The 13404-nt window shown below is 41.0% G+C and carries 11 protein-coding genes and 1 pseudogene; 8 read left to right on the top strand and 4 right to left on the bottom strand.

Annotated elements, in window-relative coordinates:
• Positions 1–295: 295 nt before the first annotated feature.
• From FCL48_RS24365 to FCL48_RS24350, 4 genes are all read right to left on the bottom strand, one after another.
• Positions 296–988 (bottom strand): hypothetical protein, encoded by a 693-nt coding sequence (locus FCL48_RS24365; protein ID WP_136876651.1) that lies wholly within the window; start codon positions 986–988, stop codon positions 296–298.
• Between the two features lie 530 nt (positions 989–1518).
• Positions 1519–2220, bottom strand: coding sequence for a cytidylyltransferase domain-containing protein (locus FCL48_RS24360; protein WP_169309369.1), 702 nt, complete (start codon positions 2218–2220; stop codon positions 1519–1521).
• 13 nt (positions 2221–2233) lie between these two features.
• Positions 2234–3361, bottom strand: coding sequence for a UDP-N-acetylglucosamine 2-epimerase (neuC, locus tag FCL48_RS24355; RefSeq protein ID WP_136876646.1), 1128 nt, complete (start codon positions 3359–3361; stop codon positions 2234–2236).
• On the bottom strand, positions 3358–4398 hold the full coding sequence (locus tag FCL48_RS24350) for an N-acetylneuraminate synthase family protein (RefSeq protein ID WP_169309368.1): 1041 nt from the start codon (positions 4396–4398) through the stop codon (positions 3358–3360). The genes neuC and FCL48_RS24350 overlap by 4 nt, the downstream gene beginning before the upstream one ends.
• A gap of 595 nt (positions 4399–4993) precedes the next feature.
• On the opposite strand from FCL48_RS24350, the gene FCL48_RS24345 reads away from it, so the two are divergent.
• The 8 genes and pseudogenes from FCL48_RS24345 to FCL48_RS24310 all read left to right on the top strand — a co-directional run.
• Complete coding sequence (locus tag FCL48_RS24345; protein WP_136876644.1) at positions 4994–6118, top strand: hypothetical protein; 1125 nt, start codon at positions 4994–4996, stop codon at positions 6116–6118.
• Positions 6119–6133: 15 nt separating this feature from the next.
• Positions 6134–7132: a UDP-N-acetylglucosamine 4,6-dehydratase (inverting) gene (gene pseB / locus FCL48_RS24340; RefSeq protein WP_136876642.1), complete on the top strand. Its 999-nt coding sequence runs from the start codon at positions 6134–6136 to the stop codon at positions 7130–7132.
• Positions 7093–8301 carry a UDP-4-amino-4,6-dideoxy-N-acetyl-beta-L-altrosamine transaminase gene (gene pseC / locus FCL48_RS24335; protein WP_240744970.1) on the top strand — a complete coding sequence of 403 codons (1209 nt, stop codon included), beginning with the start codon at positions 7093–7095 and terminating at the stop codon, positions 8299–8301. The genes pseB and pseC overlap by 40 nt, the downstream gene beginning before the upstream one ends.
• Positions 8298–8996: a pseudaminic acid cytidylyltransferase gene (gene pseF / locus FCL48_RS24330; RefSeq protein WP_136876640.1), complete on the top strand. Its 699-nt coding sequence runs from the start codon at positions 8298–8300 to the stop codon at positions 8994–8996. Before pseC ends, pseF begins: the two co-directional genes overlap by 4 nt.
• Positions 8993–10501: a UDP-2,4-diacetamido-2,4,6-trideoxy-beta-L-altropyranose hydrolase gene (gene pseG / locus FCL48_RS24325; RefSeq protein WP_205747824.1), complete on the top strand. Its 1509-nt coding sequence runs from the start codon at positions 8993–8995 to the stop codon at positions 10499–10501. The genes pseF and pseG overlap by 4 nt, the downstream gene beginning before the upstream one ends.
• Positions 10502–10509: 8 nt before the next feature.
• Positions 10510–11565 carry a pseudaminic acid synthase gene (gene pseI / locus FCL48_RS24320; protein ID WP_136876638.1) on the top strand — a complete coding sequence of 352 codons (1056 nt, stop codon included), beginning with the start codon at positions 10510–10512 and terminating at the stop codon, positions 11563–11565.
• A 248-nt stretch (positions 11566–11813) separates the two neighbouring features.
• The gene (locus FCL48_RS24315) at positions 11814–12860 is read left to right on the top strand and encodes a putative sugar O-methyltransferase (protein ID WP_136876636.1); all 1047 of its coding nucleotides are present in this window, start codon (positions 11814–11816) and stop codon (positions 12858–12860) included.
• A gap of 237 nt (positions 12861–13097) precedes the next feature.
• Positions 13098–13404, top strand: a pseudogene (locus FCL48_RS24310) (transposase); the annotation flags it as partial.

Below are 13404 nucleotides of genomic sequence, written 5' to 3'. Positions count from 1 at the left end.
ATTGTTGGATACGTATGGTCAAAATGCGCTAAAATCAGTGTGAAATTTGCAAAAAATTATAAATAAATACAATTTGAGAGTATGACTTCAGATTATGTCTCGTCGCAAAGGGGCTATGGTTGAAAAAGTACTCTTAAACGGCACATTCATCCCTAAAACGGGAATAGCTGAAGACATTTTGAGGTGACCGCTGACAGTTTAGAAAAAAAGTGATAGCTGAGAATCCATATTTTTTATATTACCTATGAAAAATAAAAGGTTTTAAATCCTTAGTCTAAAGCCAGCCTCTTGATTTCTACCACTTATATAAAGGGATTGCAGGATAAAGTGCGGATGATTTGGCACCAACATAAAGGTTGATGTTTCGTTTGTCTAAAAGTGTTTCCTGCATTATCGCAAGCACCTCAGAGATAGGTGTGTTGGCCTGGCATTTATCTGGATTTTCAGTTGGGTGAATTTTATCTTGGAATCCTGCATTTGGAACGACAAGATTATTTCTCTTAGCGTAACTGCTGTCTATATCGTAAAAATAGTCGGTATTATTGAGATCAACTCCACAAAGAACAATATTACGGTATCCAAGTCTTAACGCAAAACTGACAAGCCAACTGAGCGATGCCTGTCTATATAACATACACTGGCTTTTGTTCTTTTGGGAGAAATATCCGATTGAGTCTAAAACAGTAAGCCATCTTCTTAATGCTGATGACGACATACCCGGAATGCTGAGTTGGCTTGTAAGATATTTTAATTGAATGTTTTGTGGCATTGATGATATTTGTTCTATGAAAGCGTTACTATATTTGAAAATAATATGTGTCTTTTTGTAATCGTTGCTTCTGCGATCAAGATTTTGCCAGAGTGCTTCTGATCTGTTGGAGTTTGGCTTAAATTCGGCTGTGAAAAAAGTTGGCACAAATTGATGCAGGAGCCAAAAATTAAATCCGACTGAATCATGGGTGGCAATATGCTTGAACTTTGAAGGCACGTATGTGCTTATTGAGCCCCCGCTTCCAAGAATGAAGAGTGTATCAGAAGATTTATACTTTTTAAGATGGTGTAGCTCTCTAAAGCTGAATGACTGAGAAGCACGTTTCTGAAAAACCCGGTGCCTGAATTCTTTAAGGCAGAGGTTGTAGGTGAAAATCAATCCCTGAAGGTATCCGTTCTTACTGTGTCGTATATGATTTATCAAAGGAAATGCCTTATTCAGTTCAGGAATGTGGAAAGCTCTCTGTCTCCCTCTTCATAGCGAAGAACATTGAAAGTATTTGAGATTTGTTTACCTTGTTCATCTAGCGTAGCGTAAGGTTTGAATTTAATATAAAATAATTGCATTGTCCTGTGTTACCCTGTCGATTATTGGTTCAATGGCAATTATTATAAAAGCATGTACATAGTGCAGCTCCGCGAATATCGGGAATGTGACCTGCGTTGATGGGTTCGTCAATTTATTTTTCAAAGGTTTTGGCTTCTTCCTTCAAACGTTATTCAAAAGATAATGATTGATCAGACACACTACTCTCCTCTAACTTGAGCTCTTTTTTGTAAAATTGAATCTAATTGGTTTAGGTCTTCATAGTTATCTATGTCGAGGCTATCTTCTCGGTTCATTTCATAAGGATATACAGGCTCAACAAAAAATGATTCCTTTTCAAGAAACAATTTACTGGAGATGATATAAATAGCACCGTTAACACGAAATGCTTTAGGAAGCTGTTGTCTCGGTTTTTCGAGAGTTCGGCTGTCAATCACAGGCACGAGCAGACCATTATCAGAAAGGACCATTTTCCAGGGATGATGTTCTGCTTCAGTTACGCTGATTGCTGATAAACAACCTGATTGGAAAAAATATTTTATACAATCATGTAAATGAGTGCTATTTCTGAGAGGGGAGGTTGGCTGTAATAACGCAAAATATTCGGGTGTTTTTTTACGCTTAGCTATCTGTTTGAGAGCATCAACAACTGCCTCTTGGCTTAAAGAGTGATCGCCAGCAAGTTCAGGAGGACGGTTGATAACCTGAGCACCATATTGCTTGCTAACAGCTTTAATCTCTGCATCTTCGGTGGTTACATAGCATTCATCAATATATTGGCAATTGTGGGCAGCTAAAATAGTGTAGGCTATAAGGGGTACCCCATGGATATCAACAATGTTTTTTCGTGGTATCCCTTTAGAGCCACCCCTGGCAGTAATAATAGCAGTAACGTTTTTCAAACCACAATCCCTTTTAAACAATGTTTTGAAAAACTTTCTGCTTCGAAGTTTTCCAAAAAGAATCATTTTCTAATTCTGAAATAAATTTCTGTGCACTTTTGCCACCACCAAAATGCTTACACGATGGAAAACTCTGACTACTCTGTGCCATCGTCTCTATTTTTTCAAAAATTTCGTTTTCGGTACAAGAAACGTTAAAAATTGAACTGTGAGAAAAGCGATTTTGCTGTCGACTTCCGATATTAATAGTCGGGACACCAAATACTGGAGCTTCATGAATACCTGCACTAGAATTTCCAAGGATAAATTGGGCATTTTTAAGTAAAGATAAAAAGTATTCAAAGCGGATTGAAGGAAAAAGTTTAACGTTATTAACACCTTCAAGGCGTTTATATTCGTCAAGGATATGTTTGGACCCAGAATCATTGTTTGGAAAAATCACGACATAATTTAATGAACTTTTGAGAACAGCATTAATTAGAGCTTTTACTTGCTGAGGAATGTCGGCAATTTCTGTGGTAACTGGGTGAAACATAAGGATAGCATGTCTTTCAAATTCTATCTCATAATAGGTTTTTACTGTATTTATATCAGGGAGCTGACCAGAGAGCATAATGTCTATATCAGGGGACCCTATAATGTGTATGGAATTCCTCATTTCTCCAAGTTGAATGAGTCTTGCTTCTGCGTCTTGATTTGCAACAAAATGCAAATGGGCAAGTTTTGAGGTGGAGTGGCGAATCAACTCATCAATTGTGCCAGAAACCTCGCCGCCTTCAATATGACCGACCAGAATATTTCTAAGCGCTCCAACCGTTGCTCCTGCTAAAGCTTCAACCCTGTCACCGTGGACAACAATGAGATCAGGTTCACTTTCATGAACATAGCGTGAGAGTCCGCTAATAGTGTTGGCCAAAACCATTTCCATAGGTTCACCATGAACCTGATTCATAAAAGTGAAAATATTAGTAAAACCAGCCTTATGAATCTCTTCAACTGTCATCCCATAGCGGTAGAGCATATGCATTCCGGTTGCAAAAATAGCGTATTCAAAATCGGGATGATTCTCAACAGCACGGATCAGAGGTTTGAGTTTTCCAAAATCAGCTCTGGTACCAGTTATGAAAAGAATTTTTTTCATTGGATTACCCAATCGAGCTTGATGTGAACTTTGTCAGGAATGTCAATGGCCGCAGTTTTTCCGAGTATGTTTTCATAATCTGCTGCTAGAATTTCACCAGTTCCAGGTCTTTTAACCCAAAGGTTGTCTTTTGAGAAAGTATCACCTTTTTTTATTTTTGCGATCGAGACTACGGTGGCATAGGCGAAATCTATGGTTGGCTGTTCCTCAGCGAGAATCTCTTTTGATCCCCCAAGGCATTGATGAATTATTTTTGAACCATTGATGAGTTCCTTGAGCTCTGCAGGATTCATTGAAATTTCGACGTCAGGTCCAGGCCATTTTTTATCAGATACGAAGTGGCGCTCCAGGATACTTGCACCGCATGAAACTGCACCAAGGCATGGGAAATTGCTTAATGAATGATCAGACAGACCGACTACAGCATCATCAAATTCTGTTTGAAGTTCGTGGAGAGCACCTAAACGAATTTTCTCATAGGGAGTAGGATACATACTTGTACAGTGCAGAAGAGCAAACTGAATATTATGTTTTCGTAAGATAGCAACAGATTTTGTGATAGTGGTAAGATCATTCATACCAGTACTTAGAATGACTGGTTTTCCAAATTTGGCGATGTGTTCTATAAGAGGGAAGTTATTACATTCACCAGAGCCAATTTTATAGGCAGAAACACCCATCTGCTCCAACCTGTCTGCGGCTGCCCGGGAAAAAGGTGTACTCATATATATTACACCCTTTCCTCTACAATATGCCATGAGCTTTACTTCTTCTTCTTCGGTCAGGGCACAGCGCGCCATTATATCCCAAATTGACTCGGTAGCGTTCCCGGGTATAACATCATTTGGTATCATCTCGTCTTCTATAACGTGGCACTGAAATTTCACACATTCACACCCTGCAGCTACAGCATCATCAATCATCTGTAACGCCTTCTCAAAATCCCCTTCATGATTAATACCTATTTCAGCAATCACTAAAGGACTGAAATCCCTACCAATCTTTCTACCTTCAATTTCAATATATGGAGTCATCATAGCATTTTCTCATTTGTATTTGCTTCAACAAGTTCCCTGAATCCTGAGCAGTTCTTCTGCAGAAGTAGTAGCATCACAGATGCTTTTTTTACCATTCAGGTTACCTCCTCTACAAACATTTTCATGAAAATACAAGAGTATCTTAGTCCACTTCTTTTACATACAAAACAGCATATATAGTGTTACTCCTAACCTGCTAATATATGCACACATTGAATTACTATTTTAGGTTCTTCCGACTCAAGCGTACTTTTGATATGAGGCCTGCGTTTAACGAGCTTATGCTGAGAAGGCATTCTATAAATTTTCTCAATTTCTAGAAATGGAGCACTCTTCGTTTTGCAGTTCCTTCTCCCTTCCCTTTTTCAAGAGGGGGAGGAAGATAGAAAATATTTGATGCGATAAGATTTACAATAGCAGAGTTTTTTTGTTCTTCAACTTACTCTCAATCCTGTGACGCTGTGCGATATCGAAAAGTACGCTCAATCCTGAAGAACCCTATTAAAAATGGTGGTCAAACGACTATAAATGCGCTAAATTGACGCGCTGTAGTCACAACACTCCAGAGAAAACCAAGTCTCATAACCACATAATAATGCAAGAAAAAAAAATAAATATATTTGTTATAAGACTGCCTCTAACATATCTGAACGCAGTTGAAGCGCAATCTCATTTCAACATCCCTCCACAAAACAGTATCCTTATCATTTTATATCGTGATATCGAATATGTTGACATCAGGCACATAAAAAAGCTCCTTGATACAAGTCAGTGGCGAGAGATTCACTATCTACCTTATAATGTTCCCACTCTTCTGAATGAAAATGGGGTTGTAACTTCAAACCCATTAACCAGCCAAATACTCAGGACGAGATACATCAAAACGTTTGTTTCAATTTATGAGAACGCCCTTAACAGATATAATGACGTAATTAGAGTGTTTATAGGCGATTATCACATCCCATCAATGAGACATATTGTTAATTGTGTTGAACCTCACCAAACTATCCTCCTTGATGAAGGTTTTAATGTCTACCGCGTTCACAAACGCTTAAAGAACAAGAACGAATCACAGGGGAATGTTGCTCATTTCTTTCGTCGTCTGCAACACAAATTATACGACACCTTTTTTGGCTACAAAATGTATGACTTGAATAACCTCACCTTTTTCACCTCTTATCAACTTGGTTCCACAAGTGAAATTCCGGTTATAACCAACACATACGATGCTATTCGAAAAAATATTAACACACAGCAACACGCTGAATACGTTTACTTTGTGGGACAGAGCCTTTCTGAAATCGGTGCAATGGAAGAAGATATATACCTTAAATACCTTAAAAAAATCGCACGGTGGTTTCTCCCGAAAAAAGTAATCTATATTCCTCACAGGGGTGATGCCGAAGAGAAATTAAATCGCATCCAGACTGAAATAGGGCTTACAGTAAAAAATCTTGATATGCCGATTGAATATGAACTCTGCTCGACTACAGAACTACTTCCGGCAGCCATCGCTGGCTTCAACTCATCAGCATTGCAAAATATTGATAATATTTTTAAGAACAGCATGCCTATATTTTCTTTCTATATTGAACCGAACGAGATAAGTGCTAAAAAGCGTGATATGTATTGCAGTTATTCTGAGTATTTAAAAACATTATCATCATCAACATTTTCAGTTGTACATCTACCTACTGATAAAGTCGATAATACTAACTAATAATTGAGTCATTCTATGTTTACAAATAAAAACATCCTTATCACAGGTGGAACCGGTTCATTCGGCCATACTTTTTTGCCAATGACCTTAGCTAAATTCAATCCTAAAAAAATTATCATATTTTCCCGTGATGAAATGAAACAGTGGGAAATGGCTAAATTATATGGACAAGACCCGCGTGTCCGCTTTTTCATTGGTGACGTCCGCGATAAGGAACGTTTACATAGGGCTTTGCATGGTATCGACTTCGTCGTCCATGCAGCGGCCACAAAGATTGTGCCGACCGCTGAGTATAACCCCTTCGAATGTGTCAAAACGAATATCAATGGCGCCATGAATTTGATTGATGCCTGTATAGATCAAGGTGTGAAGAGGGTTGTTGCCTTATCGACTGATAAAGCCAGTAGCCCTTGCAATCTTTATGGTGCGACCAAACTTGCATCGGACAAGCTCTTTGTTGCTGGGAACTCATATGCAGGTGGTAATGATACACGTTTCGCGGTTGTTCGCTACGGCAATGTGAAGGGATCGCGTGGCTCAGTTATTCCATTTTTCATGGAGCAGGCTAAAACAGGTAAGTTGTCCATTACAGACCCGCGTATGACGCGCTTCATGATCTCGTTGGAGAAAGGAGTTAAATTGATCTGGCACGCATTTCAAGATATGGTTGGCGGTGAGATCTATGTGAAAAAAATCCCGTCGATGAATATTACAGATATTGCAAAGGCAGTAGCTCCTAATGCGCAGCATGAGATCATTGGAATTCGTCCTGGAGAAAAACTGCACGAACAAATGATTAGCCCGGAAGATTCTTACCACACCTACGAGTATCCGGAACATTTCAAGATTCTGCCAGCAATCTATCAATGGAGTACTGATCTCAAGCGAATTAAAGATGGTCACAAAGTTCCTGAAGGTTTTTCTTATGCTTCCAACACAAACACAGAGTGGATGGATGTAGAGACCTTGCAGCAATGGATCCAAAAGAACAAAAAGAAGATCGGAGCAATCTAATGGCAGGATTCATTCCCTATGGCCGTCAGGATATTTCCGAGGAGGATATTCAGGCTGTTTTGGATGTGCTAAGTTCGGATTGGCTAACCCAAGGCCCTGCCGTTCCACGATTCGAACAATCGGTTGCTCGGTATTGTGGTGTTGAATATGGGTTAGCGATGAACAGTGCGACTTCGGCTTTGCACGTTGCCTGTATTTCGCTGGGTCTCAAAAAAGGAGATTGGCTATGGACTTCTCCAAACACCTTTGTGGCCTCGGCAAATTGTGGCTTATATTGCGATGCACAGGTCGATTTTGTAGATATTGATCCCCGCACCTATAACATGAGTGTCTCTGCTCTGGAAAAAAAGCTGATTGTGGCAGAACAGCAGGGGAAATTGCCCAAGATTGTGATTCCAGTCCATTTTGCCGGCCAACCCTGTGAGATGAAAAGCATACGAACACTTGCTGATCATTATGGTTTTAAAATTATTGAAGATGCTTCTCATGCCATCGGAGGAGAATACCTCGGAGAGCCAATCGGTAATTGTCGCTATTCCGACATTACGATATTCAGCTTTCACCCAGTAAAAATTATTACCACAGCCGAAGGTGGTATGGCGCTTATCAACAATATCGAGCTGGCAAGCAAAATGGATCTTCTGCGCAGTCACGGCATCACACGCGACCCGGCGCAGATGACGCACGAGGCCGATGGAGCCTGGTACTACCAGCAAATAGCGCTTGGCTACAACTACCGCATGACGGATTTGCAAGCAGCTCTTGGCGCAAGTCAAATGAATCGATTGGATGAGTTTGTTTCTAAACGGCATGCTATCGCCAGGCGATATGACGAGCTTTTGGCCGACCTCCCTGTGACGACACCATGGCAGCACCCAGATAGTTACTCTGGCATGCATCTCTATCCCATTCGCCTCAAATTGAGTCAGCTAAAAATTACACATCGTGAAGTGTTTGATGCGCTACGCGCACAAAGTATCGGTGTGAATCTGCATTATATCCCTGTGCATATGCAACCGTACTATCAATCACAGGGATTCAAGCAGGGCGACTTTCCTGAGGCTGAGTCTTACTACTCAGAGGCGATCAGTCTACCTATGTATCCAGGTTTAACCACTGATCTACAAGATCAAGTGTTGAATGTGCTTCGAGAGGCTTTGCAGGTATGAAGCTTGCGGTCATCCCAGCTCGAGGCGGAAGCAAGCGCATTCCTCGCAAAAACATTCGTGAGTTTTGTGGCAAGCCAATCATCGCCTATTCCATCGAGGCGGCTCTTCAAAGTAAGTGTTTCGATAGTGTCATCGTTTCAACTGATGATGCCGAAATCGCAGCAGTTGCAAGAGAGTGTGGCGCAGAAACCCCTTTCGTGCGCCCAGAAGAGTTGTCTAACGATTGTGCTGGAACTATACCCGTTATCAAGCACGCGATCGAATGGTTTATCGAAAATGGAGTACAACCAGAACTGGTCTGTTGTGTTTATGCCACGGCACCGTTTGTTACTCCGCAAGATTTAAAACGTGGTTTAGAATTATTGGTTTCCACCCAGTGCGAATACGCTTTCACTGTTACCAGTTATCCTTTTCCTATTCAGCGTGCCGTTAAAATTACACAGTCCGGTCGTCTTGAAATGTTTCAGCCAGAACATTTCAATACCCGTTCACAGGATTTGGAAGAGGCATTTCATGACGCAGGTCAATTCTATTGGGGACGAAGCAAAGCGTTCCTTGGTGAGCTTCCAATATTCACTGAAGATGCCGCTCCAGTGGTGCTGCCACGTCATCGCGTACAGGATATTGATACCCTTGAGGATTGGTACAAAGCTGAGCTGATGTTCAAGGTACAGCAAAATGAGATGAAGCGATGATGAGGGTAGCCTTTCGTTGTGATGCATCAATTCAGATTGGCAGCGGCCATTTTATGCGGTGCCTGACTTTGGCAGATACGCTGAAAAAGAAGGGTGCGCTCATCAGATTTGTAAGCCGGAATCTTCCTGAGTATCTGCGTGACATGCTGGTTGCAAAAGGTATGGAGTTTGCAGCCTTAAAAAACGAAGGATCTGGAACGTGTGATGGCGATTTAAGACATTCACATTGGTTGGAAACCAGCCAGTTGCAAGATGTACAAAACACCATTCAGGCCTTGAGCGATCAGATATGGGACTGGCTGGTTGTCGATCACTATGCACTAGATGCGCGTTGGGAAAGTGGTATGCGCATGCAGGCCAAACATATAATGGTTATTGATGACATTGCTGACCGTCAACACGATTGTGATGTGTTGCTTGATCAAAATTTTTATGAAAATATGCAGGGGCGTTATACGGGGAAGGTCCCAGTAGATTGTCGGCTACTTCTAGGACCACGTTACGCCTTATTGCGGGATGAATTTTGGCAGTTGCGAGAACATATCAAGCCGCGTACAGGTCCAATTAAACGAATTATGGTGTTTTTTGGCGGTGTCGATGCCGACAATTACACCGGGCTTGCGATCAAGGCATTGTCAGGATTAGGTATCAAGGGGATTCATGTTGATATTGTCATAGGAGCTGTTCATCCACAACGAGCGCAAATCGAGAGAGAATGTGTCGTGCAAGGATATAGTTGCCATGTACAGACTACTCATATGGCTGAATTGATGGCGGTTGCCGATCTGGCAATCGGTGCTGGTGGTTCAGCATGTTGGGAGAGATGTTGCTTAGGACTACCTGCATTGAGCATTTGTGTAGCTGACAACCAGTGCAAGCAGATCTCAAATGCCGCAAATGCAGGTTTGTTGTATGCACCATCGTGCGATAGAGCTACGGTCGAGTTGATCTGGGATCATACGAAAGCACTATTTGAAAATAGTTCGTTATTAAACCTGATTTCAGTCTCTGCGCTGAATACAGTAGATGGGAAAGGTGTTTTCCGCGTTGCCGGTATATTAGGCATGAGCTGCATTGAAATTAGGTTGGCTACAGAAAACGATTCACAAAAACTGTTTGAGTGGCGTAATCATCCAACGATACGATCGGTATCAAGGACTAACGATCTAATCGATTGGAAAGTTCATTGTTCATGGTTTGCATCTATATTGTCAGACAAGGATAGAACGTTATTAATTGGTTACCTCGAGAATAAACCTGTTGGTGTGGTTCGTTTCGATAAAGATGGTGATGTTGTTGAGGTCTCGATTTATCTTGTACCTGAGGGGGGTTATGCTGGGCAGGGGCGTAATTTACTGTTAAGCGCCGAACGATGGTTGCAAGCCAATCGTTTGGGGATTAAACGCATACGAGCAACTGTGCTGAATGGAAACTCAGCCTCACATAGGTTGTTTTCTGGCGCAGATTATCAGCTCGAAATGGTTACTTATATCAAGGAAGTATAGGGTTAAAGATGGGTCGTGAAATAAAGATTGCAGACAAATTGATCGGGCGAAATTATGCCCCCTTCATCATCGCCGAAATGTCCGGCAACCATAACCATTCATTGGAACGGGCACTCGAGATCGTCAGTGCAGCTGCCAAGGCTGGGGCGCATGCTTTGAAAATTCAAACGTACACAGCTGACACCATGACTCTGGACTTAAATGAGGGAGAATTCTTCATCTCAGATCCCAATTCCTTGTGGAAAGGGAAGTCACTTTATGAACTCTACCAGGAGGCACATACCCCCTGGGAATGGCACAAACCGATCTTTGATCGCTGTCGAGAGCTGGGAATTATCGGCTTTTCCACACCCTTTGATGATACAGCAGTGGACTTCCTCGAAACAATGGAAGTGCCTTGCTACAAGATCGCTTCATTTGAAAACACCGATATTCCTCTGATCCGTAAGGTTGCCACAACTGGTAAGCCGTTAATCATCTCAACCGGAATGGCTACGGTTGCAGAACTTGACGAAACCGTTCGAGCTGCGCGTGGGGCAGGCTGTAAAGATCTCATTCTTTTAAAGTGCACAAGCACCTATCCAGCGACAGCAGAGAATACTAACCTTCAAACGATCCCGCACATGCGTGAACTGTTCGGGTGCGAAGTCGGTCTATCTGATCACACCATGGGAATTGGAGTATCACTCGCCAGTGTAGCTCTAGGTGCCACCGTTATAGAAAAACATTTTACCCTTAACCGCAGCGATGGAGGTGTGGATAGTACTTTTTCCATGGAACCTCATGAGATGTCGCAACTGGTGCAGGAAACTGAGCGTGCTTGGCAGGCATTGGGGAGAGTGAGTTACGGCCCAATGGAAAAAGAAAAAAAGTCACTGATTTTTCGTCGGTCTATTTATGTGGTTGAAGACCTACATACCGGAGATCAATTGAATAATAAAAATATTCGATCAATACGCCCAGGGTATGGATTAAGCCCTAAATATATGGACACTGTTTTAGGCATGAAGTGCAACCGAGATGTAAAAAGGGGTGAGCCTCTTTCTTGGGAGATGCTCGGTTAAAATTGCGCTTGTTAGAGAGCTAATCCCGAAAACTTGTCAGATAGGTTCATCCGAATTCTTGGTCAGAAAAATTGACAAGATAGAACTTACTATGATAACGAACAGATTGCTTTTTACTATAAAGAAAGACTGGTTGCGAAACTTTAGGCAAAGTGGACACAATCTCAACCGGAAACTTTTTTCCAAATTTCTTTGGGCTACCTCACTTATCAAGGAAAAACTATTTTCCCAAAAAGGCGACATTGTAAATGAAGAATATCCTTGATGCAATGCTTAATGATATGGCTAAAGCCGACGAACTTTTCAAACCTACCCAATTCTGGATAAATGCGTCCAAACTCATACTGGATGAGTTACAAACTGATGAAGATTTCAACAATTTTCGAAATTTACCAATCTCCAGGGAAATGTTTGTCCCTAGCTATGAATTCTATTATTACAAAAAACATAAAACACTATTCCAAAGAATACTCTCTCTACCTGTTAAAAAAAATCTTTTAAGAATATTTGAAAAATCTCTGACAGGTGCAGACCAAGCAAAAAATGATTACCGATTGTTTTTAGCTACCTCAACAGATAAATACCCAAATTTAACATCTATTGGAGAAAGCAATATTGGCAACCCTGTTGAGTATTATTCATTTGACGAGCAAAGATACAGTCAGGGTTTTCTTAATTATTTAAGAGGCTTAAACTTTCTCAAACGCCATGCAGATTGCAAAAATATCAAACGTGTCATCGAATTAGGAGGAGGATTTGGCACACTTGGAGAAATAACACAAAAAGCTTTCAAAAACACATTTTACCTTAATGTTGATATCCCTCCTGTCGCAGCAGTGTCGTCTTACTATCTTTCTCAGTTGCTCGGTAAAGAAAATGTATTTACCTATGACCAAAGTAAACACTTAGAGACCATAGATGTTAGTGAACTGGAACAAAAATACAAGTGTGCTGTTATTTGTCCTTGGCAATTACCCCAGTTACAAGGACATTTCGATCTGTTTGTTAATTTTATTTCATTTCAGGAAATGGAACCTCATATTGTAAAAAACTATATTTCTATTTTTGAAAAACTTTTGAACAAAACGAGCCATGTACTTTTGCGAAACAGTCGTTTTGGAAAAAAAATTGCAAAAAACAAGCAAGATGTTGGAGTGATTGATCAAGTCACACTCGACTTCATCATCAAACAGTTCAAAAATTGTACCCTCGTAGATAGGGATTATAAAGTGTTCGGCTTTTATTCCAAAAAAAGTGCGTCTGAAGTAGCTATTCTCAAAAAGAATTCTTTTTAACGCGGAACCAGTTGTACTCATGATGTTGAGACCCAAAAGCTAGCCCCAATTTTTCCATTTTCCATACGCTCTCGAATCTCTATTTTTCTTTCTAATTCCATTGATTCCTGAGTTCCCGGAATTGTGTAACGATAAAAATACAGTAACCCTATAATAATGTGTTAAATAATACGATTTTCCTTGCCTAAATCATCGTTATAATATATATTATTGTAACGAGAAAAAGGAGGATTGTATATGGCAGCCATTGTATATCAAAAGAACAAGAAGACTGGAGTTACCTATGCATACGAATCGATTTCATTCTGGGATAAGGAAAAGCAGCATTCCCGGGCAAAACGTAAATGCATTGGACGCGTAGACCCAGAAACACAGAAGATTGTGCCGACACGAAAAAGAAAGGCAGCTGAAGTAGTGGCAAAAGCCAAACCGGGACCAGTACCAATTACCCGGCAGGCTCGCAGCTTCTATGGGGCTACCTATCTTTTCGATCAACTTGGAGAGGAAGTCGGGGTGACAGAGGATCTGAAGAGCTGCTTTCCCG

The organism is Desulforhopalus sp. IMCC35007 (genome assembly GCF_005116575.1).
In the GTDB taxonomy this organism is placed as follows: Bacteria; Desulfobacterota; Desulfobulbia; order Desulfobulbales; family Desulfocapsaceae; genus Desulforhopalus_A.
Note: the sequence above shows the minus strand (reverse complement) of the source record. Positions and strands in the feature narration are given on the sequence as shown.

What these genes read in the sequence shown, in the direction of transcription:
- pseF (WP_136876640.1), top strand. Translation starts at nt 8,298, where the DNA reads ATGAAGCTTGCGGTCATCCCAGCTCGAGGCGGAAGCAAGCGCATTCCT.
- FCL48_RS24350 (WP_169309368.1), bottom strand. Translation starts at nt 4,398, where the DNA reads ATGATGACTCCATATATTGAAATTGAAGGTAGAAAGATTGGTAGGGAT.
- pseG (WP_205747824.1), top strand. Translation starts at nt 8,993, where the DNA reads ATGATGAGGGTAGCCTTTCGTTGTGATGCATCAATTCAGATTGGCAGC.
- pseC (WP_240744970.1), top strand. Translation starts at nt 7,093, where the DNA reads ATGGATCCAAAAGAACAAAAAGAAGATCGGAGCAATCTAATGGCAGGA.
- FCL48_RS24345 (WP_136876644.1), top strand. Translation starts at nt 4,994, where the DNA reads ATGCAAGAAAAAAAAATAAATATATTTGTTATAAGACTGCCTCTAACA.
- pseI (WP_136876638.1), top strand. Translation starts at nt 10,510, where the DNA reads ATGGGTCGTGAAATAAAGATTGCAGACAAATTGATCGGGCGAAATTAT.
- FCL48_RS24315 (WP_136876636.1), top strand. Translation starts at nt 11,814, where the DNA reads ATGAAGAATATCCTTGATGCAATGCTTAATGATATGGCTAAAGCCGAC.
- neuC (WP_136876646.1), bottom strand. Translation starts at nt 3,361, where the DNA reads ATGAAAAAAATTCTTTTCATAACTGGTACCAGAGCTGATTTTGGAAAA.
- pseB (WP_136876642.1), top strand. Translation starts at nt 6,134, where the DNA reads ATGTTTACAAATAAAAACATCCTTATCACAGGTGGAACCGGTTCATTC.